This is a genomic window from Sphingomonas sp. JUb134 (assembly GCF_004341505.2).
Lineage (GTDB): Bacteria > Pseudomonadota > Alphaproteobacteria > Sphingomonadales > Sphingomonadaceae > Sphingomonas.
The window spans coordinates 1,401,606-1,423,755 of sequence record NZ_SLYP02000001.1; the positions used below are offsets into that span (position 1 = coordinate 1,401,606).

Sequence of the window (22,150 nt, forward strand, 5' to 3'; positions counted from 1 at the left end):
TAGCATGGCAGATATCGACGGCAGCTGGGATACGGTGACCAAGACGCCGCTGGGCGAGCAGCAGGCGACGCTGACCATCCGGCAGGAAGGCAGCGGCTTCACCGGCACCTATTCCGGCGCGATGGGCTCGGTCGACATCGAGAACGGCCAGGTCGAGGGCGACACGCTGCGCTGGAAGGTGTCGGTGACCGTGCCGATGCCGCTGACGCTCGACTGCACGGCGCGGATCGAGGGCGACACCATCACGGGTGACGTCGGCGCGGGGGCATTCGGCAGCTTCCCGATGACGGGAACGCGCGTCGGCTGACGGCGCAGCAATACGCGCATGCGAAAAGGGCCCGCTTGCCAGTTCGGCAGGCGGGCCCTTTTTCATGGATGCGCGATCCTATTCGACGATCACGACCGGGATGCGCCGGATCGGGCGGCCTTCCTCGGCCATTTCCTTGCGGAAATCATGTTTGGCGTCGGCGATCTCACGCCGATACTCGGCCCAGGCATCCTCCCGGTCCGCTTCGTCATCCGCGCGCGCCAGGTCCTTGCGGAGCTCACGCTTCGCTTCGCTGATGTCGGTCTTGTAGTCGAGATAGTGGGAATTCGCGTCCGAGTAGATCGGCGCCCGGCTCCGGTCCCCGGCGAGGGCGGGGGTGGCGAGGACGGTTCCGGCGGCGGCAAGGGCCAGCATGGTCTTGTACATGATACGCTCTCCTGATGGCACCTGCTGCAAACCGGCGTCGCCAAGCGCGAGTTCCGCTGTTGCCGCAAGCGGTGCCGTGGCTGCGCCGAGCCGAAGCAATCGGGCTTTACAAATGCAAAAGGCGTGATTGCCACATCTCCGCCACGTTTCGGCGGCTCCCCTGCCGCAGTTGGCGCGCTTTGTTCACCCCCGCGTCAGGAACTGTTGCCGAAAGGCCACTGGTTCCAACTGAGTGGCGCCGCGAAACGATCGCGGTGCAACATTCCTGATGCTGGCCGGTTAACGGAGCCTCGGATAGCCGGCGCACCAACGACACCGGATCCAAACGAGTAACAGAGGTACAGAGTATGCGTAAGTTCACGCTTGCGGCCGCCGCCGCCGCCGCCTTCGTCGCCATGCCGGCTTATGCGCAGGACGAGGCCCCCGATGGCTCGCGCGCGTTCGGCATCGATCCGTATGTCGCCGTGCTGGGTGGCTGGGAGCAGTTCGACAACGAGCCGAACGAAGCAGGCATCCCGGCCGCGACCCGCGGCCGTCTCGACGGCAGCCTGGTCCAGGGCATCGTCGGCTTCAACGTGCCGCTCGGCCCCGTGTTCGTGGGCGCCGAAGGCAATGTCGCCAAGGGCATCTCGGGCGACATCGACTGGGAGTATGGCGTTGCTGGCCGCGCGGGCGTTCGCGCTGGTGAGAGCGGCCTGATCTACGGCAAGGTCGGCTACCAGTGGGTGAACTTCGCAGCGTTCGGCAAGGACAGCCCTGACTATCACGCCATGACCTACGGCCTCGGCTTCGAAGTCGGCCCGAAGGACATCGGTCTCGGCGGCATCACCGACAACGCTGGCGTCCGCCTCCGCGCGGAAGTCACCACCTTCGGTGACGCCCAGAGCCTCCGCCCGATGGCGGGTCTGGTCGCGCACTTCTAAGCGCGATCGTGTAACTGCGTACCGGAAGGGGCGGGGTTCGGGATACCGGACCCCGCCCTTTCTGCGTCTGGAGGATGCGAAGGCTGGCCGTCCCCTGGCCGGCCGGGCGCCGGGGAGCTATCCTGCGCCCCATGAAGCTTCCCACCGTCCACACGCCAAGCCTTGCTATTCACGACAGCAGCGCCCGTTTCCCGGTGCGCCGCATCTATTGCGTCGGCCAGAACTATGCCGAGCATGCCCGTGAAATGGGCAATGATCCCGATCGGCAGGAGCCCTTTTTCTTCTCGAAGCCGGCCGATGCGGTCGTCCCGAGCGGCACGGTCGTCCCGTTCCCCACGCGGACGCAGGACCTTCACCACGAGGTGGAACTGGTGATCGCGCTGGGTGCCGGAGGATGCGACATCCCCGTGGAAGAGGCCGAGCAACGGATCTTCGGCTGCGCAGTGGGCGTCGACCTCACCCGTCGCGACCTTCAGGCGGTAGCCAAGAAGGTAGGACGTCCGTGGGACATGGCCAAGGGCTTCGACCGGTCCGCGCCGATTGGTCCCCTTGTTCCGGGGCCGGTGCCGCGGGATGGTGCGATCACGCTCGCGGTGAATGGCAGCCCGCGGCAGTCGGGCAGGCTTTCCGACATGATCTGGGCGCCGGCTGAGATCCTGGCCATCCTTTCGACCTATGTGCACCTGGCTCCCGGCGATCTCATCTTCACCGGAACGCCGTCGGGCGTGGGGCCGCTGAAGTCCGGCGATCGGGTCACAGGGCGCGTCGACGGTCTCCCCGCGGTGCACATCGAAGTTGCTTAAACCAGAAGAGGCGCGGTCCCGAGGGACCACGCCTCCATTGTAGTCGATCGCGACGGTTCTGTCAGAAGCGGAAGCGAACGCCGAGCGAGTAGGCGCGCTCCAGGTACAGGACCTGACGGGTATAGGCGTCGCCCGTCTCGCTATACTCGCGCGTGCGACGGAGCGGGTTTCCTAGCAGGTTCACGATGTCGAATGCGATCGTGACGTTCTCGATCGGCGTCACCGAGGTCGAGAAGTCCAGCTGGCCGCGGCCTCGTTCGACGATCGGGTGCGCGATGGGATCGAAGGTCTCAAGCGTGTAGGCGGTGATGAACTTCGAGCGATAGTTGTACGCCAAGCGTGCGGAGAACTGCGGGCGCTCGTACAGGCCGACGACGTTATAGGCCCAGCGCGATACGCCCGGAAAGGCTTCCTGCCCGCCGCCGCGCGTCTCTGCAAAGCTTGGGATCAGGTCACCCTTTGCATCGATGTAGGTGCCGTTGGCCTGGATGCCGAAGCCCTTTGCCCAGTCCGGCAGCCCCTCGAAGTCGAGGAAGCTGGTGAAAGTGACTTCCGCGCCCTGCAAACGCGTTTTGCCGAGGTTTACCGGACGGGCGATGCGCAGCCCCTCGACGGAACGATCGTCCACCGTCGCAAGGAAGCCGGCGGCATCATGCCGGAAGAGCGCTGCGGTGAACGATCCGGTCCGCGTGTCAACGGCGGAGCAAAACCAGGCCAGCGGGGCGGAGTAAAAGCAGGCCACTTGAGGCGCGCGCTGACGATATGAAAAGGGCCCCGATCGGGGCCCTTTTCATATCGTTGCCGTCCTCGGCCTGATGGTCAGGAAGATAATATCTCACCGGTGTCCGGGTCGGACAGGGCACTGGCCTGGTTTTGCTCCGCCCCGCGACGTTTGCGTCCGGTGGACTGCTTGAGGCGATAGCTGTCGCCGTTCATGGTCAGGATGGTGGCATGGTGGGTGAGCCGGTCGAGCAGTGCGCCGGTCAGCCGCTCGGAGGCGAGCACCTGCGTCCAGTCCTCGAACGGCAGGTTGGAGGTGATGATGGTCGAGCCGCGCTCGTAGCGCTGCGACAGCACCTCGAAGAGCAGTTCGGCGCCGGTCGGGGACAACGGGACGTAGCCGAGTTCATCGACGACGAGCAGCTTCACGGCCGCCATCTCGCGTTGGAGCTTGAGCAGCCGTCGCTCGTCTCGCGCCTCCATCAACTGGTTCACCAGCGAGGCCGCGGTAGTGAAGGCGACTGTGAAGCCCTTCTGGCAAGCCGCCAGGCCGAGCGCGAGGGCTACATGCGTCTTGCCTGTCCCGCTGTTGCCGAGCGCAATGACGTTCTCGCGGCGCAGGATATATTCGCACCGTGCGAGCTCGACCACCATCATCTTGTTCAGGCTGGGGATGGCGGTGAACTCGAAGGTGTCGAAGCTCTTCACAGCCGGGAAACGGGCTGCGCGGATCCGTCGCTCGATGGTCCGGCGCTCGCGGTCGATGAGCTCCAACTCGATAAGCCGCAACAGGTAGCGCGTGTGGTCGACCCCGCCTTGCGCGCATTCGCGCGCGACCTTTTCGTACTCGCGCAGAACGGTTGGCAGTTTGAGTTGTTTGAGATGATGGGCGAGCAGCACCTGTGGCGTACCTGCGGTCGTGCCCACCGGCATGGCGTCCTTGTCCGTCATGCTGCCAGCACCGCATAGTCGGCCGCGCACGTCGTTTTGACGTCCATCTTGGGCACGTGCGGATACGCCGCTAAATCCAGGCGCGGCGGACGGCGCTCGATACGCGCCAGCGCGATGAGTTTTACCGCGTCAAAACCAGGTGCGCCCAACTGGACTGCCTCGGTCACGGCATCCGTGACGATGGGAAGCGGCATCGCCTCGAGCAGCCGCAGCACCTGGATGAACTCGCGTTTACCCTTGTTGCCCATCCGGGCCTCGAGCAGGTGGCGCAGATGCTGGAAGATGTCCGGCAGGTTCCAGTCCTGAAGGGCTGCCGCCTGGTCGAGCGCACCGGGCTTGGTCTCGATGAGCGCGAGATAGTGCAGTGGGTTGGAGACGAATACGCCTTCGTCGTAGCAACGCGCGTGCCGGGCAATCTCTTCGCCCGCGCATATGATGACGACCTCGTCGACGAACCCCTTCACCATCACGTCGCGGTAGCCGTACGCGGTCGGCACCGAATAGTCGTTGGTCCGGTAGCGCACCATCGCGGTCGACGACACGCGCGCCGCGCGTTTCTCGCATGGCTCCAGTGGTACGGACGGCAGCGTGCGCAATGCCGATACGTCTGCCGCCAGCCGCTCGGCAATGGTCTGCGCGTGCTGACCGGCATGCTCGCCCTGGCGCGTACGGCAGGACTCCTCGAACCTGGCGTTCAGGACATCGAAATTGGCAGCGACCGGCACGGGCACCATGAAGTTGTTGCGCGCAAACTTCACCAGCCCCTCGACCTTGCCTTTGTCGTTGCCTCGCGCTGGACGCGCAAAACGGTCCTGAAACAGGTAGTGGCTGACCAACTCGGTGAAGGCGCGTGTGCGCTCGCGCGTTCCATCGCCGCAGATCTTTGCCACGGCGATGGTTGTGTTGTCGTAGAGGATGGACAGCGGCACGCCCCCGAAGAACGCGAATGCCGACACGTGCCCGTCAAGAAACGCCTCGGTCGTCTCGCGCGGATACGCCTTGAAGAAGCAGGCATCCGACTGCGGCAGCGACATGCAGAAATAGTGGATCTTCATCCGCTCCCCGCCGACGACCGCGACCGCCTCGCCAAAGTCGACCTGTGCATGCCCCGGCGGGTGCGCCAGCGGCACGAAGGTCTCGCGCCCGCGGGCCCTGCACAGCCGCACATGGTCCTTCACCATCGTGTAGCCGCCCGTATAGCCATGCTCGTCGCGCAGCCGCTCAAAGATCCGCTTGGCCGTGTGCTGCTGCTTGCCCGGCGCCTCGCGGTCGGCTGCCAGGATTGCGTCGATAACCGGTAGCAGCGTCCCGAGCTTCGGCTTGGTCGGAGGTTTCGTCCGGCGGTATCCAGGAGGCGCCGAATACAGGCACATCTTGCGTACCGTATCCCGGTTCAGCCCGAACACCTCCGCCGCTTCCCGGCGACTATGCCCCTCGACAAATACAAACCGTCTGACCGCTGCGTAGCTCTCCACGACAAACATCCCCGCCGCTCCGCAAAGGGAGCAGCTTACCAACTGGCCGGATTTTACTCCGCCCCCGACGGCACTGCGCCGGCGGTCCTGTGGCCTGGTTTGTCACCGCCCTTCACATTACTCCGCGGCGACGCCGTTGTGGGAGAACATGTCGCTCTCGCCGGCTTCCTCGTTCGCGGCGGCCGGGCCCTTGGCCTTCTGGCGCTTGTCGAAGCTGTCCCAGACCTCGTTCCAGTTGCCGCGGGTCGCGCCCTTCGAATATTCGGTCGCGCGCTGTTCGAAGAAGTTGGCGTGCTCGACGCCGTTCAACAGCGGCGTCAGCCACGGCAGCGGATGCTCGTCGATCATGTAGATCGGCTTCATGCCCAGCTGCCCCATCCGCCAGTCGGCGATGTAGCGGATGTACTTCTTGATCTCCTTGGGGGTCATGCCGTTGACCGGCCCCATCTCGAACGCGAGGTCGATGAAGGCGTCTTCCAGGCGGATCGTCGTCTGGCACTGGTCGGCGATGTCGTCCTTCACCGCCTTGGTCAGGCAGTCGCGCTCCTTGGTAAAGGCGTGGAACAGCTGGATGATGCCTTCGCAGTGCAGGCTCTCGTCGCGCACCGACCAGGACACGATCTGCCCCATGCCCTTCATCTTGTTGAAGCGCGGGAAGTTCATCAGCATCGCGAACGACGCGAACAACTGCACGCCCTCGGTGAAGCCGCCGAACATCGCCAGGGTGCGGGCAATGTCCTCGTCGCTGTCGACGCCGAACTGCTGCAGATAGTCGTGCTTGTCCTTCATCTCGGCATAGTCGAGGAAGGCGCCATATTCGCTCTCGGGCATGCCGATGGTGTCGAGCAGATGGCTGTAGGCCGCGATGTGGATCGTCTCCATGTTGCTGAACGCCGTCAGCATCATCTTGACCTCGGTCGGCTTGAACACGCGGCCGTATTTCTCGTGGTAGCAGTCCTGCACCTCGACGTCGGCCTGGGTGAAGAAGCGGAAGATCTGCGTCAGCAGGTTGCGCTCGTGATCGGACAGCTTCTGCGCCCAGTCGCGGCAGTCCTCGCCCAGCGGCACTTCCTCCGGCAGCCAGTGGACCTGCTGCTGGCGCTTCCAATATTCATAGGCCCAGGGATATTCGAAGGGCTTGTAGGTTTTGCGGGCGTCGAGAAGAGGCATGAGTCAGACTCCAGGAATTTGAATGGGGCGGGCGCGGCGACCGGTCATGGTGTCTGGTTCCAGGACCATTGCGCCGTCGCGAAGATGGCAAGGACGAGGGCGAGGGCCGCGAGCATCGTGCCGGCGATGCGATAGCCGTAGACCGCACCCTCGCTAGTGGCGATGCGCAGCCGCAGGAGCAGCCAGGCGCCGGCAAACCCTGCGACGAGTGCCACGCCGTACATGATGAACACCGCCACGGTCATGCGACCATCCGCGGCGACGTGCGTTGATCGGCCGTCACCAACCAAGGAGGACTCCCATGGCAGACCTGTCGGCCATCAAGGAACATATGGAAGTGATCGGCGCGGACGGCGTCCATGTCGGTACCGTCGACAAGGTCGAGGGCGACCGCATCAAGCTGACCAAGCAGGACAGCGGTGCCGACATCGAGGGTGTCGAGGAAGGCCTGCATACCGACCATCACCACTTCATCTCCATCGGTCTCGTCGCCGAGGTCGAGGGCGACAAGGTCCGCCTGTCTGCCAATGCGGCCGTCGCGGTCACCTTCGAAGAGGAAGAGGACGGCGAGCCGCTCTGATTCGGATGCCGCCGCAGCGGTCCGCGATGGGCGGGCCGGTGCGGCGTTTCCGAACGTGGCGGAGGCTGCGTTCATTCCATCCTCGTCGCCCCAGCCGGGGCGGATCGGCGTCCCGGAGCAACGGCTTCCGGGACGCCTTCCTATAGCATAGCCGACGGGCGGCTGCGCGGCCTTACTGGCAGGCCAGGCACTCGTCGTAGTCGGTGCTCTCGCCGATTTCGAACTTGGGCGCCTCGGGCGTGTTGTCCGCCTCGACGCCGCCGGTGCCGGCAAAGCCCGCGCGCTGGATCGACTTCGAGCGCAGGTAATAGAGCGACTTGATGCCCAGCTCCCACGCGCGGAAGTGGAGCATCAGCAGGTCCCACTTCTCCACGTCGGCCGGGATGAACAGGTTCAGCGACTGCGCCTGGTCGATATAGGGCGTACGGTCACCGGCCAGTTCGAGCAGCCAGCGCTGGTCGATCTCGAAGCTGGTCTTGAAGCACGCCTTCTCGTCCGCCGACAGGAAGTCGAGGTGCTGGACCGAGCCGCCATGCTCCAGGATCGAGTTCCAGACCGCGTCCGAGTCCTTCGACTTCTCGCGCAGCAGCTTCTGGAGGTGCGGGTTCTTGACCGCGGTCGAGCCCGACAGCGTCTTGTGCGTGTACATGTTCGCCGGGATCGGCTCGATGCACGCAGACGTGCCGCCGCAGATGATCGAGATCGACGCGGTGGGCGCAATCGCCATCTTGCAGCTGAACCGCTCCATCACGCCCATATCGGCGGCGTCGGGGCAGGGGCCGCGCTCGACCGCCAGCTGCATCGACGCCTCGTTCACCTGGGCGTTGATGTGCTTGAAGATCTTGAGGTTCCACGACTTGGCCATGGCGCCCTCGAACGGCAGCCCGCGCGCCTGGAGGAAGCTGTGGAAGCCCATCACGCCCAGGCCGACCGAACGCTCGCGCTCCGCCGAATAGCGGGCACGCGCCATCTCGTCGGGAGCGTTCTTGATATAGTCGGTCAGCACGTTGTCGAGGAAGCGCATCACGTCCTCGATGAAGCGCTTGTCACCGTTCCACTCGTCCCACTTCTCCAGGTTGAGGGAGGAGAGGCAGCACACCGCGGTGCGATCGTTGCCGAGATGGTCGGTGCCGGTCGGCAGCGTGATTTCCGAGCAGAGGTTCGAGGTCGAGACCTTCAGCCCCAGGTCACGATGATGCTTGGGCATCGTCGAGTTCACATGGTCGGAGAAGACGATGTACGGCTCACCGGTGGCGAGGCGGACCTCGACCAGCTTCTGGAACAGCGCGCGCGCATCCACCTTGCCGCGGACCGAGCCGTCCTTGGGGCTCTTGAGCTCCCATTCGGCGCCCGCGCGGACCGCTTCCATGAACGCGTCGGGGATCAGCACGCCGTGGTGGAGGTTCAGCGCCTTGCGGTTGAAGTCGCCCGAGGTCTTGCGGATCTCGAGGAACTCCTCGATCTCCGGGTGGGAGATGTCGAGGTAGCAGGCGGCCGAGCCGCGGCGGAGCGACCCCTGCGAAATCGCGAGGGTCAGCGAGTCCATCACGCGTACGAACGGGATGATGCCGCTGGTCTTGCCGTTGAGGCCGACCGGCTCGCCAATGCCGCGGACATTGCCCCAATAGGTGCCGATGCCGCCGCCGCGCGATGCCAGCCACACATTCTCGTTCCAGGTCTCGACGATGCCTTCCAGGCTGTCGGGGACCGAGTTGAGATAGCAGGAGATCGGCAGGCCGCGACCGGTTCCGCCGTTGGACAGGACGGGCGTCGCCGGCATGAACCACAGGCGGCTGATATAGTCGTAGATGCGCTGCGCATGCGCGGCATCGTCGGCGTAGGCCGAGGCCACGCGCACGAACAGGTCCTGGAACGACTCACCGGGCAGTAGATAGCGGTCGGTCAGCGTCTCCTTGCCGAACTCGGTCAGCAGCGCGTCGCGCGCATGGTCGACCTCGACCGGATAGGGGCGGGCGATCGAGCGGCTGTCGCGCGCGGCCGCAGGGGCGGGTGCGTCCAGCGTGGTCGTGCTGTCGCCTGCGCGATTGTCCTGGCTGTCCCTGCTGAAGTCCATGCTGCCCTCGTTCCAAATGTCTTGTTCGCGGCCTTGGCAGGCCCGATGTAGCGTCGCCGAACACGGCCGCAGCCGGCCCGCGTGAGCCACCTGCACCGTCATAAAACGCGGCTTTTCCGCCGCATTCCGTTCAAACTGGAAGCCTTCGCTGGATACCAGCGATAGCGCCGCTTCCCAGGCGCCACCACAAGACTTGGTGTCGCGCAAACCTCGGCGGCTTGCAAGATGGCTGATCGCGGTGAAGAGCCTGTTCATCGTTTCGCGGTCACCGCGACGCGTGGACATTCCTAGCGTTCAAGCGAAAACCGCAGGCTGAAAAAATTTTCGCCTGCGGTCGGCAGCCCTGCAGGCCCGTTGCAAGCGGTCGCTGCCGGCCTCAAGCTGCGTCCAGAAGGTAGGGAGTATCGGATGCGGCGGGTACAAGGGGGAATGCTGGGATTGGCGCTGCTGGCGCTTGCGACGACCGCGCGCGCGGAGCCGCCCCAGACGCCTCCCGTCGAGGAACTCTCCCTCTCCGACGCGGCGACTGCGCTGGCCGCGGGCACCAGCAGCGAGGCGCTGACGCGCGCCTATCTCGCGCGCATCGAGGCGATCGACCGCAAGGGGCCGACGCTGCGCAGCGTCGTCGCCGTGAACCCCGAGGCGCTGGCGCAGGCACGTGCCCTCGATGCGGAGCGCCGCGCAGGACGAATCCGCGGTCCGCTTCACGGCGTGCCGGTGCTGATCAAGGACAATATCGAGACCCGCGAACTGCCGACCACCGCCGGCAGCCTGGCGCTCAAGGACAATCGCACGGGCCGCGATGCGCCGGTGGTGGCGCGGCTGCGCGCCGCAGGCGCCGTGATCCTGGGCAAGACCAACCTGTCCGAATGGGCGAACATCCGCTCTTCGGGGTCGATCAGCGGATGGAGCGCGGTCGGCGGGCTGGTGCGCAACCCCTATGCGCTCGACCGGACCGCGTGCGGCTCGTCGAGCGGCAGCGGCGCCGCGGCCGCTGCCAGCCTCGCCGCTGCGGCGGTGGGGACGGAGACCGATGGCTCGGTCGTGTGCCCGGCGGCGATGAACGGGCTGGTGGGACTCAAGCCGACGATCGGTCTGGTCAGCCGCACCCACATCGTGCCCATCAGCCACAGCCAGGACACCGCGGGGCCGATGGCGCGCAGTGTGCGCGATGCGGCGCTGCTGTTCTCGGCGATGATCGGCAGCGACCCGGCCGACCCGACCACGCGCGATGCGGACCGGCGCCGCGCGGACTATGCCGCCGCGCTGTCGGCCGATGCGCTGAAGGGCGTGCGGGTGGGGGTGCTCCGGCCTGAAATGTCGGCGCCGCTCGCGAAGCAATATGATGCGGCGCTGGCGGTGCTGCGCGCGGCAGGCGCGACCCTGGTCGACGTGACGCCGCCCAAGCTCGACGGCTTGGGCGAAGCCGAGTTCCTGGTGCTGAAGGCGGAGCTGAAGGCCGACCTCAACGCCTATCTCGCGACCACGCCGCCCGCCGTGAAGACCCGCACGCTCGCCGACGTGATCGCCTTCAACGCCGAGCATGCCGACACCGAGATGCGCTTCTTCGGCCAGGACACGTTCGAGGCGGCGCAGAAGATGCCCGGCCTCGAAGACCCGGCTTATCAGGAAGCGCGCGCCAAGTCGCTGCGGCTCGCGGGTGCCGAGGGCATCGACGCGATGCTGCGCGACTCCAAGGTGCAGCTGCTGGTATCGCCGACCTATGGTCTGCCGTGGCTGTCCGATCCGGTGCATGGCGACCATTTCGTGCCGCCCTCGGCCAGCGAATTGCCCGCGGTCGCGGGCACGCCGCACCTGACCGTGCCGATGGGCCTGGTGCAGGGGCTGCCCGCCGGCTTGTCCTTCCTCGGCCCCAAGTACAGCGAGGCGCTGCTGCTGGGCGCGGGCTATGCGTTCGAGCAGCGCGGGCGGATGCGGGTGAAGCCCGGCTATGCGGCGAGCGTGCCGACGGAGGGCGGGCTGGAAGCAGCGCGGTAAACGGCCTGGCGTGCGCCTCCCGCGTGCTCCTGCGCAGGCAGGAGCCCAGGGTTCCAAGCGCGATCGTCGTTCTGCTGGGCCCTGTATCCCCGCCTGCGCGGGGATACGGAAGGAAGTGCGACGAAGATCTAACCGCGCCAGCGGCGTTGCAGGCTCGCCTGCCACAGCAGCACCAGCGGCACCGCCCCCAGCTCGACGCACAGCCCGACCAGATGCCCCGTCGACGGCGGGCCAACCTCGATCAGCGACCACTCCCGGGCAAGCCCGCCGATCACCACCATCATCCCCAGCAGGCGAAAGCGCGCGCCCTGCCGCTCGATGGCGGGAATGCAGCTGGCAAAGCCCAGGGCTAGCCCCAAGAACACGCCGGACAGGTAGCGGAAATGGCTGTCGAGGTCCGCGCGCACGACGTCATGCGCCAGCCACTCGGCCCCGCGCAGGATGCCGACGCTCGCCGTGGACAGCGGGATCAGGCACAAGAGCGCGACGACCGCCTGCAGCAGCCGGCGCTCCCAAGTCACGGCAGCGGCAGTTCGAGCAGGTCGGAGCGGACGCGGATCGCGCGCACGGACATGTGGATCTCGATCAGGAAGCAGATCAGCCCGCCGGTCAGCAGCAGCATCGAGACGATGAAGGCAACCGCGATCACCTGCCCGATCTGGAAATTGCCCAGTTCGGCGACGAACAGCATCGCCACCACCAAACAGATCGCGATCGCCGCCATGACGACCAGATAGACCGCATTGTTGATCATGCGGATGCGCCCGTCGATCAGCCGCAGTTCCTGGACGTGCTGGATTCGCTCGGGATCGTCGCCGCGCAGTTGCAGGGTGGTCAGCTGCCGCGAGCGGTCGACGATGCGGGCGAGCCGCCCGACCATCACGTTGAGGATCGCGCCGAGGCCGGCGAGCAGGAAGACGGGCGCGATCGCGACCTGGATCGTTTCTGCGACGGTGGAGAGGACGGGAGAGAAAGCCACGCGCCCGTTATTCGTGGGCCGTCAGGGTTGCGCAAGCGAAATGGTGGCGTCGGGGCGCCGCCCGGTCGAACCGCGCCGGGCGTTCAGATCACCTCCATCTTGCTGTTGTAATGGTGCCAGGCGAGGATCGCGGCGGCCCCGCGGTGTGGCCTCCAGCCTTCCGCCAACACCCGCACCAGCTTCTCGTTCGGGCGTTCGGCGTGGCCCAGGATGCGCCCGACCTCCACCTGCACCGCGAGGTCGCCGGCCGGCCAGATGTCCGGCCGCCCCTCCGCGAACAACAGGTAGATTTCCGCCGACCAGCGCCCGATCCCCTTGATGCGGGTAAGCGCGGTGATCGCTTCCTCGTCGTCCGCCGGCAGCGCGGCCAGGTCCAGTCGCCCGCTCGCCACTTCGTCGGCCAGGCTGCGGGCATAGCCGATCTTCTGCCGGGAGAGCCCGGCGGCGCGCAGCGTCTCGTCGCTTGCGGCGGCAAGACGGGCGGGGTCCTCGACTGCGCCCAGCGCCTCCTCCAGCCGGCCCCAGACGGCGGCGGCGGCATGGACGCTCACCTGCTGGCCGACGATCGTGCGCAGCAGCGTCGCATAGCCGGGCTCGCGAATGCGCGGCGGAGGATAGCCGACGCGCCCGACCGCCGCGGCGAACGCCGGCTCGATCGCGGCGAGGGCATCCAGCGCCTCGCGCAGCTGTTGTGCGCTCAGGCCCATGCCGGCATCCGAGCCCGTGCGCCTTGAATTTGGCGGCGGCGGTCGCCAATGCCCTGACAGCTGTTCTGGAGAAAATGCATGCCCACGCTTACCGTCACCACGCGCGAAGGAGAAGAACGCAGCGTGCCCGCAGAGGTCGGCCTGAGCGTGATGGAAGTGATCCGCGACGCCGGCTTCGACGAACTGCTGGCGCTGTGCGGCGGCTGCTGCAGCTGCGCGACCTGCCACGTCCATGTCGACGCGGAATTCCTGCCGCTGCTGCCGCAGATGAGCGAGGACGAAGACGAGCTGCTCGACAGCACGTCGGACCGTGACGAACGCTCGCGCCTGTCGTGCCAGATCCAGTTCACCCCGGCCCTCGACGGCCTGCGCGTGACGATCGCCGCCGAGGACTGAGGCTAGGGGCACGAACGTTGAACCCACCCGTTCGTCCTGAGTAGCCATTGAGCGTAGTCGAAATGGCGTATCGAAGGACCGCCACGGTGCTTCGATACGGGACTTCGACTTCGCTCAGCCCTTACTCAGCACGAACGGACATATTTTCCTGATGCTTCAGGCGCTGGGCTTCAATCCGGCGACGATGCGCCGGGCCAGCCCCGGCCCCTCGAACACCAGCGACGAGTAGAGCTGGACGAGGCTGGCACCCGCATCCAGCCGACGCTGGGCTTCATCCGCCGAGCCGATGCCGCCGACCGACACCAGCGGCAGCTGCCCGCCGGTGATGTCGCGCGCCTCGGCAAGCTTGGCGCGGGCGAGCGCGGCGAGCGGCGCCCCCGAAAGCCCGCCCGTTTCGCCCGCATTCCCCGACCGCAGGCCCGCCGGCCGCGAGATGGTGGTGTTGGAGACGACCAGCGCGTCGATGCCGCCGTCGATCGCAGCGCGGGCGGCGACCTCCAGCCCGGCGCGATCGAGATCGGGCGCCACCTTCAGGAACAGCGGCACCCGCCGGATCGCCAGGTGACGCGCCGCGTCGCAGGCGGCGATCAGCTCGCCCAGCGCCGGCTGTGCCTGCAGGTTGCGCAGGCCCGGCGTGTTGGGGGAGCTGATGTTGATCGTCAGATAGTCGGCGAAGGGCGCTGCCTTGGTGACGCCGGCGACATAATCCGCAATGGCGCTGTCGCCTGCCACCGATTCCTTGTTGGCGCCGACGTTGATGCCGAGCACGCCGCGGCGCTCGGGCATGCGGGCGATGCGGTCGAGCGCCGCGTCGAGCCCGCCGTTGTTGAACCCCATGCGGTTGATGACCGCGCGGTCCTCCACCAGCCGGAACAGCCGCGGCTGCGGATTGCCCGGCTGCGGGCGCGGGGTGAGCGTGCCGACCTCGACCGAACCGAAGCCGAGCGCGAAGAAGCCGACGACGGCCTCCGCATCCTTGTCGACGCCCGCCGCGAGCCCGACCGGGTTCGGGAAGCGCAGCCCTGCGATCGTGACTGGCATCTCGCGGGCGGCACCGGGGGCCAGCGGCGTGCCGGCGGCACCCCAGGCGGCCAGCATGCGGATCGTCAGGCGGTGCGCACGCTCGGCATCGAGCGAGAACAGCAGGGGATGGTAGAAGCGCATGGCCAGGCTATGGCAGCGGCGGCAAGGGGGGTCAAAGCCTGCGAGTGTCCCGGCGCGGCCGGCCGATTACTGTAATCGGAACAATAACGCCGAAGAAGCCTTCGCGCCTGCAAAATCCGGTTGACCCCAAGGGTCGCTGCTCCCATTTGCAATTCCGACCGGAATGATCCGATTGGGAGCCATGCGACTTTCCAGCCTTGCCGACTACGCCGTCGTGATGATGAGCGCGACCGCGCGCCACTGCGGTGGCGTAGCGCGGCTCAACGCGACGCGTCTGGCCGAGGACACGGGCCTGCCGCTGCCGACCGTCCAGAAGCTGGTGAGCCGCCTGTCGGCCGCCGGGCTCGTCGAGACCGGGCGTGGGGCTGCCGGCGGCTTCCGGCTGGCACGGCCCGCAGCGGCGATTTCGCTCGCCGACATCGTGGAGGCGGTGGAAGGGCCCATCGCCCTCACCACCTGCGTGGATGCCGACCGCCACGACTGCGCGGTGGAGGGCAGCTGCCGGGTGCGTCCCCATTGGGGCGGCGTCAACGCGCTGGTCCGCGACGCGCTCGCCTCGGTCAGCCTGGCGACGATTTCTTCTTCTGCAGGCCCCGAGCCTGTTGAACCAACCCTTTCCCAACTGGACCCCGCGCTTCGCCCGGGTGCCGGAGTGCACGCATAATGGCTACCAAGAACGCAGAGGCGCTCGCCGCCGCGAACAAGAAGTACGAGTGGGGTTTCTCCTCGGACATCGAGCAGGACTTCGCGCCCAAGGGGCTGAGCGAGGACACCGTCCGCTACATCAGCGCCAAGAAGGGCGAGCCCGAATGGATGCTCGACTGGCGGCTGAAGGCGTTCCGCCTGTGGCAGACCATGGAGGCGCCGGACTGGTCGAAGCTCAACGTCCCGCCGATCGACTATCAGGACGCCTATTATTACGCCGAGCCCAAGGCGAAGCCGAAGCTCGGCAGCCTGGACGAGGTCGATCCCGAGATCCTGCGCGTCTATGAAAAGCTCGGCATCCCGATCGAGGAGCAGAAGATGCTCGCCGGCGTCGAGGGCGCGCGCAAGGTCGCGGTCGACGCGGTGTTCGACAGCGTCTCGGTCGCCACCACCTTCCGCAAGGAGCTGGAGGCCGCCGGCGTCATCTTCCGCTCGATCTCGGAAGCGATCCGGGAATACCCGGATCTCGTCCGCAAGTGGCTCGGCAAGGTCGTGCCGCAGCGGGATAATTACTTCGCGACGCTGAACTCCGCGGTCTTCTCCGACGGCACCTTCGTCTATGTGCCGGAGGGCGTGCGCTGCCCGATGGAGCTGTCGACCTATTTCCGCATCAATGCGGAAAACACCGGCCAGTTCGAGCGCACGCTGATCGTCGCCGACAAGGGTGCGTACGTCAGCTACCTCGAGGGCTGCACCGCGCCGATGCGCGACGAGAACCAGCTGCACGCCGCGGTGGTCGAGCTGGTCGCGCTGGACGATGCCGAGATCAAATATTCGACCGTCCAGAACTGGTACCCGGGCGACGAGAACGGCGTCGGCGGCATCTACAATTTCGTCACCAAGCGGGCGTTGTGCCAGGGCAAGAATTCGAAGGTGTCGTGGACGCAGGTCGAGACCGGCTCCGCCATCACCTGGAAATACCCGAGCTGTGTGCTGGCGGGCGAGAACAGCGTCGGCGAATTCTATTCGGTGGCCGTCACCAACAATCGCCAGCAGGCCGATACCGGCACCAAGATGATCCATCTGGGCAAGGGGTCGCGCTCGACGATCGTGTCGAAGGGCATTTCCGCCGGCCGCTCGGACAACACCTATCGCGGGCTGGTGCGCGTCGGCCCGACCGCCGAGAACGTCCGCAACTTCACCCAGTGCGACAGCCTGTTGCTCGGCGACCAGTGCGGCGCGCACACGGTTCCGTACATCGAGGTGCGCAACCCCTCGGCGCAGATCGAGCACGAGGCGACGACCTCGAAGATCAGCGAGGACCAGCTGTTCTACGCGATGCAGCGCGGGCTCGACCAGGAAGCGGCGGTGGCGCTGATCGTCAACGGCTTCGCGCGCGAGGTGCTGCAGCAGCTGCCCATGGAGTTCGCGGTCGAGGCGCAGAAGCTGCTGGGGATCTCGCTCGAAGGCTCGGTCGGCTGATCGACGCAAGGGCGCTTGGTACTACGGGGCGGCGCGCGCTGCCCGGACAATGGAAAGTTCTGGAAGTCATCCATGCTGAAGATTGAAAACCTGCACGCCGAGATCGACGGCAAGCCGATCCTCAAGGGCCTGACGCTGACCGTGAATGCGGGCGAGGTGCACGCGATCATGGGGCCGAACGGCGCCGGCAAGTCGACGCTCGGCTATGTGCTCGGCGGGCGTCCGGGCTATGAGGTGACCGAAGGCTCGGTGACCTTCGCGGGCGAGGACCTGCTGGAGATGGAGGCGGACGCACGCGCGGCTGCCGGCCTGTTCCTGGGCTTCCAGTATCCGGTCGAGATCCCCGGCGTCTCCAACGTCCAGTTCCTGCGCGAGGCGCTGAACGCCCAGCGCAAGGCGCGCGACGAAAAGCCGCTGTCGGGCGGCGAGTTCCTGAAGCTCGCCCGTGCGCAGGCCGATGCGCTCAGCATGGACGCGGAAATGCTCAAGCGCCCGGTCAACGTTGGCTTCTCCGGCGGCGAGAAGAAGCGCAACGAGATGGTGCAGATGGGCATCCTCGATCCCACGCTCGCGATCCTGGACGAGACCGACTCCGGCCTCGACATCGACGCGCTGCGCATCGTCGGCGACGGCATCAACCGCATCATGCGCGCGCCCGACAAGGCGGTGATCCTGATCACCCATTATCAGCGGCTGCTCGATTACGTGAAGCCGGACGTGGTCCATGTGCTTGCCGACGGGCGGATCGTGCGCACCGGCGGTGCCGAACTCGCGCTCGAGCTGGAGCGCGAGGGCTACGCGCAGGTGGCGGCGTGAGCACCCTCGAACTTCCGTCGCCCAAGCTGGAGCGGTGGCGCTGGGCGGACCTGCCGGCGCTGCAGCGTGCGGCCGAGAGCCCGCGTGGGCCCGCGCCCGATCTCGATGCCGCGCTGCTGCCGCTCGAGGGCCCGCGGCTGGTGTTCGTCGACGGCGTCTTTGACGCGGAGCGCAGCGCGCCGGGGCCGGTGACCGTGGGCCGCCGCGCCTGGACGAGCGAGCACCCGCTCGCGCGTTTCGGTCAGCTTGAGGGCTGGGCGCTCGACCTGGGCCAGGAGGCGGTGACCGATCCGATCCAGATCGTCCATCTGGGCTCGGGCGGCGACAATCATCTGCGCGGGTTCATCGCGCTCGCGGCCGATGCTGCGGCGTCGGTGGTCGAGACCTTCGTCGGCAGCGGCTGGGCCAATCGCCAGACCCGCATCGAACTCGCACGTGGTGCGCGGCTGATGCGTTCGGTGCGGCTGATCCAGGCGGACGGCTTCGTCTCGATTCGCGACGAGGTCGATGTCGGCCAGGCGGCGAGCTATGCCGCAACCTTCCTGGGTGCGGGCGGCATGGGCAGCCGCATCGACGGCGAACTCGTGGTGAGCGGCACCGATGCCTATGCTGAAATGGGCGGCGCGCTGCTGACCCGCGGCGACCAGCGTCAGGAATGCGCGGTCACCGTGCGCCACGCCGCCGAGCGCGGCACCAGCCACCAGACCTGGCGCGCGGTCGCCGCCGACCGTTCGGCCGCGAGTCTTGCCGCCCGCGTCGACGTCGCCCGCGGCGCGCAGAAGACCGATGGCGAGCAGTCGCTGCGCGGCATCCTGCTCCAGCGCACGGCGACCGTGAACCTGAAGCCTGAGCTCGAGATCTTTGCCGACGACGTGAAGTGCGCGCATGGCGCGACCGTGGGCGAACTCGATAACCGCGCGCTCTTCTATCTCCAGAGCCGCGGCGTGCCGCGCCCGCGCGCCAAGGCGCTGCTGACCCGCGCGTTCGTGGCGGACTCGCTCGACCGCATTGGCCAGAAGACGGTGCGCGAGGCGTTCGTGGCGGACGCCGATCGCTGGCTGGAAGCGGCGCTGTGAGCATCCTCGCCGATACCCGGCCGCTCGACGTGATCGCCGACTTCCCGGCAATCCCGGCCGGCTATGCCTATCTCGATACCGCCGCCACCGCGCAGAAGCCACGGCCGGTGCTCGACGCGATTGCGCGTGGCTATGGCGAGACCTACGCCACCGTCCACCGCGGCGTCTACCAGCGCTCGGCCGACATGACGCTGGCCTATGAGGCGGCGCGGCGGCGGGTGGCGAGCTTCATCGGCGCGGGCTCGTCGGACGAGATCGTCTTCACCCGTGGTGCGACCGAGGGGATCAACCTGGTCGCGCAATGCTGGGCCGGCACGCAGCTGAAGGCGGGCGACCGCATCCTGCTGTCGATGCTGGAGCACCACAGCAACATCGTGCCGTGGCAGATGGTCGCTGAGCGCGTAGGTGCCGCGATCGATGTCGTGCCGCTCACCACCGACGGCCGCATCGACCTGGACGTGATGGAGCAGATGCTGCGGCCGGAGCATAAGCTCGTGGCGCTCGCGCATGTCTCCAACGTGCTCGGCTCGGTGCTGGACGTGCAGCGCGCGACTGCGCTTGCACATGGGGTTGGCGCGAAGATCCTGATCGATGGCTGCCAGGCGGTCGCACGGCTGCCGGTGGACGTGACGAAGCTCGGATGCGACTTCTACGTCTTCTCCGGTCACAAGCTCTATGGCCCCACCGGCATCGGCGTGCTGTGGGGCAGGGGCGAACTACTGGAGGCCATGCCGCCGTACCAGGGCGGCGGGTCGATGATCGACCGGGTGACGTTCGAGCGCACCACCTATGCGCCGCCGCCGGGCCGGTTCGAGGCGGGAACGCCCCACATCGTCGGCGTGCTCGGGCTGCATGCCGCGATCGACTATGTCGCGGGCATCGGCCTCGACGCCATCCATGCGCACGAGACGGCGCTGGTCGCGGCGGCACGCGAGGGGCTGGGACGGATCAACTCGGTCACGCTTTTCGGGCCGGAGGACTCCGCCGGCATCGTCAGCTTTGCGATCGAGGGGGTGCATCCGCACGACATCGGCACCATCTTGGATGAGGAACGCGTGGCGATCCGCGCCGGCCACCATTGCGCACAGCCGCTGATGGACCGGCTCGGCGTGCCGGCGACCGCGCGCGCGAGCTTCGGCGTCTATAATTCCCAGGCCGATGTGGACGCACTGGTGCGCGGACTGGAACGAGTGAGCAGGATCTTCGGCTAATGGACGAGACACGCAAGATCGCGGTGGAAGAGGTCGACACGGTGGATGCACCGCGTCGGGCGCGCGTGGACGAGGTCGTCGACACGGCGGCCGAGCCGCGCCGCCGCGACTATCTGGACGGCTTCCTCGCGCAAAAGCCGGAGCCGCAGTCAGCCGGCGAGCCGGGCGGCGAGATCTACGACGGCGTCATCGCGGCGCTGAAGGAAATCTTCGACCCCGAAATCCCGGTCAACATCTATGACCTGGGGCTGATCTACGGCGTGGACGTCGCTGAGGGCGGCCATGTCGCCGTCACCATGACGCTGACGACGCCGCACTGCCCGGTCGCGGAGTCGATGCCGGGTGAGGTCGAGCTACGCGTCGGGGCGGTACCGGGCGTCGGCACGGCCGAGGTGAACCTCGTCTGGGATCCACCCTGGGACCCGCAGAAGATGTCCGACGAGGCCAAGCTCGAACTCGGAATGCTGTAAGGGAGGAACGAGACATGGCCACCACCTTTCGCCCCCGTCCCGCTGCGCTGACGCTGACCCCGTCGGCCGAGCAGCGCATCGCCGACCTGATGGCCAAGGCGCCCATGGGCGCGATCGGCGTCAAGCTCTCGACCCCGCGCCGCGGCTGTTCGGGCCTCGCCTATTCGGTCGACTATGTCACCGAGGCCAAGCCGTTCGACGAGCGCATCGATACGCCAAGCGGCACGCTGTTCGTGGACGGCGGCTCGATCCTCTACCTGGTCGGCTCGACCATGGACTGGGTCGAGGACGATTTCACCGCCGGCTTCGTGTTCAACAACCCCAACGCCAAGGGCGCCTGCGGCTGCGGGGAAAGCTTCACGGTCTGAGGATCACCTCCGCCGAGGCAGGGGCGGTTTAGCTGTCTCCATCGCCAAGCCGAGGCCGTGCTCCTGCGTAGGCAGGAGCCCAGGGCCACGAAGGACAGCGCCTGAAACCCTAGGCTCCTGCCTGCGCAGGAGCACGGTGGACAAAGGCCGGGCCGCAGCTCCCGCAGAGCCGCGGGGGCGGTGCGTCTCATGCGGGTGCCGCGAGCCGACTATTGTTGCGCCTGGGCTTCGTCGAGGCGGAGCCGGGCTTGCTTCGCCTCCTCGCAATGAAGGTCGGACTGGCGACAACTCGCCTCCAGCGCCTCGACCAACTTTCGCTGTTGTTCAAGAACATACGGGTCCGTCAGCACGCGAGGGGAATATACGTCCCTGCCGGATGCGCCTCCAATTCCGGCCGTGATGGGTCTGCTCGGATCTTTCGGAGGCTCGGACGACCCGTGGATGCCGACGATGATCCCTGCCGGGAACGCAACCGAGGCCCCGATCAGCAGAGCACAGCCAATGCCTCGCCACTCTCGCCTGCCGCTCCGTGACACTTGGGCCTCCGGTCTGGGGAGCTATACGAGTGCTGGGTGCAGAAGGCGTCCGCAAGAGGCAATGGTGCTACAAGTCGTCGATAACGTCTTTCTCTTCAGGATGATTGGCGGCAGCGCATCGGCCGTCGCTCGCAGCGGGCGGGAGCGTCCGATCTCCTCACACGTGCCGCCTCAACTCAGCCGCTGCAGCCGCTCCGTCACGACCGGTGCGATCCGCGTGACCATTTGCTGCACGCCCTTGGCGTTCGGGTGCACCCGGTCGGCCTGCATCAGCGCGGGGTTGCCGATTACGCCGTTCAGCACGAACGGGTAGAGCACCGCGTCATACTCCTCGGCTAACTCCGGGAAGATGCGGTTGAACGCGCCGGCATAGTCCGCCCCCAGGTTCGGCGGCGCCATCATGCCGGTCAGCACGACGGGAATCTTGCGGCGCTTCAGCTCGTCCAGCATCGCCTTCAGGTTTTCGCGGGTGATGGCCGGCGGGATCTGGCGCAGCACGTCGTTGCCGCCCAGGCCCAGCACCACCAGGTCCGGCGTGCGCTTCAGATTGTCGAGCGAGAAGGCGAGCCGTTGCCGCCCCGCCGCAGTCGTGTCGCCGGACACGCCTGCGTTCACCACCGTCGCGTTAATGCCGGCACCGCGGAGCGCTGTCTGCAAGCCGTCCGGGAAGCTCTGCCCGCGCGCCAGGCCGTAGCCTGCATAGAGGCTGTCGCCGAACGCCAGCACCAGCCGCTCGGGACCCTGGGGCACGCTTGCCGCGGGTGCCGCGGCCGCCTGCGCGCCGTTCACCGGTACGTTCGCCTGTTCGGCCGGAACCCCTTGCGCCCGTCGATCATCGCAGCCTGCGAGCAGCAAGGCTTGGAGAAGCAGCGTACCCGCTCCATAACGAAAGCTACCATCCTCCAATGCGAT

The 22,150-nt window shown here is 67.0% G+C and carries 25 protein-coding genes; 13 read left to right on the forward strand and 12 right to left on the reverse strand.

Going from position 1 to position 22,150, the window contains the following annotated elements:
* Nucleotides 1-4: 4 nt before the first annotated feature.
* On the forward strand, nucleotides 5-307 hold the full coding sequence (locus EDF69_RS06605; protein WP_132884354.1) for a hypothetical protein: 303 nt from the start codon (nucleotides 5-7) through the stop codon (nucleotides 305-307).
* Between the two features lie 78 nt (nucleotides 308-385).
* Here EDF69_RS06605 and EDF69_RS06610 read toward each other — a convergent pair whose 3' ends face one another.
* Entirely contained in the window at nucleotides 386-694 is a 309-nt protein-coding gene (locus tag EDF69_RS06610) for a hypothetical protein (RefSeq protein WP_125961646.1), read from the reverse strand.
* Nucleotides 695-1,041: 347 nt separating this feature from the next.
* On the opposite strand from EDF69_RS06610, the gene EDF69_RS06615 reads away from it, so the two are divergent.
* Nucleotides 1,042-1,617, forward strand: coding sequence for an outer membrane protein (locus EDF69_RS06615; protein ID WP_132884353.1), 576 nt, complete (start codon nucleotides 1,042-1,044; stop codon nucleotides 1,615-1,617).
* A gap of 131 nt (nucleotides 1,618-1,748) precedes the next feature.
* Nucleotides 1,749-2,420 (forward strand): fumarylacetoacetate hydrolase family protein, encoded by a 672-nt coding sequence (locus EDF69_RS06620; RefSeq protein ID WP_132884352.1) that lies wholly within the window; start codon nucleotides 1,749-1,751, stop codon nucleotides 2,418-2,420.
* A 61-nt stretch (nucleotides 2,421-2,481) separates the two neighbouring features.
* Here EDF69_RS06620 and EDF69_RS06625 read toward each other — a convergent pair whose 3' ends face one another.
* The 5 genes from EDF69_RS06625 to EDF69_RS06645 form a co-directional block, all read right to left on the reverse strand.
* The gene (locus EDF69_RS06625; protein ID WP_132884351.1) at nucleotides 2,482-3,162 is read right to left on the reverse strand and encodes a TonB-dependent receptor domain-containing protein; all 681 of its coding nucleotides are present in this window, start codon (nucleotides 3,160-3,162) and stop codon (nucleotides 2,482-2,484) included.
* Between the two features lie 77 nt (nucleotides 3,163-3,239).
* The gene (istB, locus tag EDF69_RS06630) at nucleotides 3,240-4,073 is read right to left on the reverse strand and encodes an IS21-like element helper ATPase IstB (RefSeq protein WP_204991410.1); all 834 of its coding nucleotides are present in this window, start codon (nucleotides 4,071-4,073) and stop codon (nucleotides 3,240-3,242) included.
* A 14-nt stretch (nucleotides 4,074-4,087) separates the two neighbouring features.
* Nucleotides 4,088-5,575: an IS21 family transposase gene (istA, locus tag EDF69_RS06635; protein ID WP_132884630.1), complete on the reverse strand. Its 1,488-nt coding sequence runs from the start codon at nucleotides 5,573-5,575 to the stop codon at nucleotides 4,088-4,090.
* A 108-nt stretch (nucleotides 5,576-5,683) separates the two neighbouring features.
* A complete protein-coding gene (locus EDF69_RS06640) occupies nucleotides 5,684-6,736 on the reverse strand; it encodes a ribonucleotide-diphosphate reductase subunit beta (RefSeq protein ID WP_132883166.1) in 1,053 nt (350 codons plus the stop codon).
* A gap of 44 nt (nucleotides 6,737-6,780) precedes the next feature.
* Nucleotides 6,781-6,981: a hypothetical protein gene (locus EDF69_RS06645; protein ID WP_132883167.1), complete on the reverse strand. Its 201-nt coding sequence runs from the start codon at nucleotides 6,979-6,981 to the stop codon at nucleotides 6,781-6,783.
* A 56-nt stretch (nucleotides 6,982-7,037) separates the two neighbouring features.
* Here EDF69_RS06645 and EDF69_RS06650 point away from each other — a divergent pair, with 56 nt between their 5' ends.
* Nucleotides 7,038-7,316 (forward strand): DUF2171 domain-containing protein, encoded by a 279-nt coding sequence (locus EDF69_RS06650; RefSeq protein ID WP_132883168.1) that lies wholly within the window; start codon nucleotides 7,038-7,040, stop codon nucleotides 7,314-7,316.
* Nucleotides 7,317-7,488: 172 nt separating this feature from the next.
* Here EDF69_RS06650 and EDF69_RS06655 read toward each other — a convergent pair whose 3' ends face one another.
* Nucleotides 7,489-9,390, reverse strand: coding sequence for a ribonucleoside-diphosphate reductase subunit alpha (locus EDF69_RS06655; protein ID WP_132883169.1), 1,902 nt, complete (start codon nucleotides 9,388-9,390; stop codon nucleotides 7,489-7,491).
* A gap of 408 nt (nucleotides 9,391-9,798) precedes the next feature.
* On the opposite strand from EDF69_RS06655, the gene EDF69_RS06660 reads away from it, so the two are divergent.
* Nucleotides 9,799-11,388: an amidase gene (locus EDF69_RS06660; protein WP_239555347.1), complete on the forward strand. Its 1,590-nt coding sequence runs from the start codon at nucleotides 9,799-9,801 to the stop codon at nucleotides 11,386-11,388.
* A gap of 128 nt (nucleotides 11,389-11,516) precedes the next feature.
* On the opposite strand, the gene EDF69_RS06665 is transcribed toward EDF69_RS06660, so the two are convergent.
* The 3 genes from EDF69_RS06665 to EDF69_RS06675 all read right to left on the reverse strand — a co-directional run bounded on the left by EDF69_RS06665 (nucleotide 11,517) and on the right by EDF69_RS06675 (nucleotide 13,074).
* Entirely contained in the window at nucleotides 11,517-11,909 is a 393-nt protein-coding gene (locus EDF69_RS06665) for a DUF4345 family protein (protein ID WP_132883170.1), read from the reverse strand.
* On the reverse strand, nucleotides 11,906-12,367 hold the full coding sequence (locus EDF69_RS06670) for a DUF2721 domain-containing protein (protein ID WP_132883171.1): 462 nt from the start codon (nucleotides 12,365-12,367) through the stop codon (nucleotides 11,906-11,908). The genes EDF69_RS06665 and EDF69_RS06670 overlap by 4 nt, the downstream gene beginning before the upstream one ends.
* An 83-nt stretch (nucleotides 12,368-12,450) precedes the next feature.
* Nucleotides 12,451-13,074, reverse strand: coding sequence for a DNA-3-methyladenine glycosylase family protein (locus EDF69_RS06675; protein ID WP_132883172.1), 624 nt, complete (start codon nucleotides 13,072-13,074; stop codon nucleotides 12,451-12,453).
* A gap of 78 nt (nucleotides 13,075-13,152) precedes the next feature.
* Between EDF69_RS06675 and EDF69_RS06680 the strand changes: the two genes are divergently transcribed.
* Nucleotides 13,153-13,470, forward strand: coding sequence for a 2Fe-2S iron-sulfur cluster-binding protein (locus tag EDF69_RS06680; protein WP_125961975.1), 318 nt, complete (start codon nucleotides 13,153-13,155; stop codon nucleotides 13,468-13,470).
* A gap of 156 nt (nucleotides 13,471-13,626) precedes the next feature.
* Here the strand turns inward: EDF69_RS06680 and EDF69_RS06685 are convergent, their stop codons facing one another.
* Nucleotides 13,627-14,634, reverse strand: a complete 1,008-nt coding sequence (locus EDF69_RS06685) for a quinone-dependent dihydroorotate dehydrogenase (protein WP_132883173.1) — start codon at nucleotides 14,632-14,634, stop codon at nucleotides 13,627-13,629.
* A 181-nt stretch (nucleotides 14,635-14,815) separates the two neighbouring features.
* On the opposite strand from EDF69_RS06685, the gene EDF69_RS06690 reads away from it, so the two are divergent.
* The 7 genes from EDF69_RS06690 to EDF69_RS06720 all read left to right on the forward strand — a co-directional run bounded on the left by EDF69_RS06690 (nucleotide 14,816) and on the right by EDF69_RS06720 (nucleotide 20,702).
* Nucleotides 14,816-15,298: an SUF system Fe-S cluster assembly regulator gene (locus tag EDF69_RS06690; protein ID WP_125962022.1), complete on the forward strand. Its 483-nt coding sequence runs from the start codon at nucleotides 14,816-14,818 to the stop codon at nucleotides 15,296-15,298.
* The gene (gene sufB, locus EDF69_RS06695) at nucleotides 15,298-16,761 is read left to right on the forward strand and encodes a Fe-S cluster assembly protein SufB (protein ID WP_132883174.1); all 1,464 of its coding nucleotides are present in this window, start codon (nucleotides 15,298-15,300) and stop codon (nucleotides 16,759-16,761) included. Before EDF69_RS06690 ends, sufB begins: the two co-directional genes overlap by 1 nt.
* A 72-nt stretch (nucleotides 16,762-16,833) precedes the next feature.
* Nucleotides 16,834-17,577 (forward strand): Fe-S cluster assembly ATPase SufC, encoded by a 744-nt coding sequence (sufC, locus tag EDF69_RS06700; RefSeq protein WP_132883175.1) that lies wholly within the window; start codon nucleotides 16,834-16,836, stop codon nucleotides 17,575-17,577.
* Nucleotides 17,574-18,653, forward strand: a complete 1,080-nt coding sequence (locus EDF69_RS06705; RefSeq protein ID WP_132883176.1) for a SufD family Fe-S cluster assembly protein — start codon at nucleotides 17,574-17,576, stop codon at nucleotides 18,651-18,653. The genes sufC and EDF69_RS06705 overlap by 4 nt, the downstream gene beginning before the upstream one ends.
* Nucleotides 18,650-19,864 (forward strand): SufS family cysteine desulfurase, encoded by a 1,215-nt coding sequence (locus EDF69_RS06710; RefSeq protein ID WP_132883177.1) that lies wholly within the window; start codon nucleotides 18,650-18,652, stop codon nucleotides 19,862-19,864. The genes EDF69_RS06705 and EDF69_RS06710 overlap by 4 nt, the downstream gene beginning before the upstream one ends.
* The gene (locus tag EDF69_RS06715; RefSeq protein WP_132883178.1) at nucleotides 19,864-20,334 is read left to right on the forward strand and encodes an SUF system Fe-S cluster assembly protein; all 471 of its coding nucleotides are present in this window, start codon (nucleotides 19,864-19,866) and stop codon (nucleotides 20,332-20,334) included. The genes EDF69_RS06710 and EDF69_RS06715 overlap by 1 nt, the downstream gene beginning before the upstream one ends.
* A 14-nt stretch (nucleotides 20,335-20,348) precedes the next feature.
* Nucleotides 20,349-20,702: a HesB/IscA family protein gene (locus tag EDF69_RS06720; RefSeq protein WP_132883179.1), complete on the forward strand. Its 354-nt coding sequence runs from the start codon at nucleotides 20,349-20,351 to the stop codon at nucleotides 20,700-20,702.
* Nucleotides 20,703-21,409: 707 nt separating this feature from the next.
* Here the strand turns inward: EDF69_RS06720 and EDF69_RS06725 are convergent.
* Nucleotides 21,410-22,093 (reverse strand): arylesterase, encoded by a 684-nt coding sequence (locus tag EDF69_RS06725; protein WP_239555349.1) that lies wholly within the window; start codon nucleotides 22,091-22,093, stop codon nucleotides 21,410-21,412.
* Nucleotides 22,094-22,150: the final 57 nt, after the last annotated feature.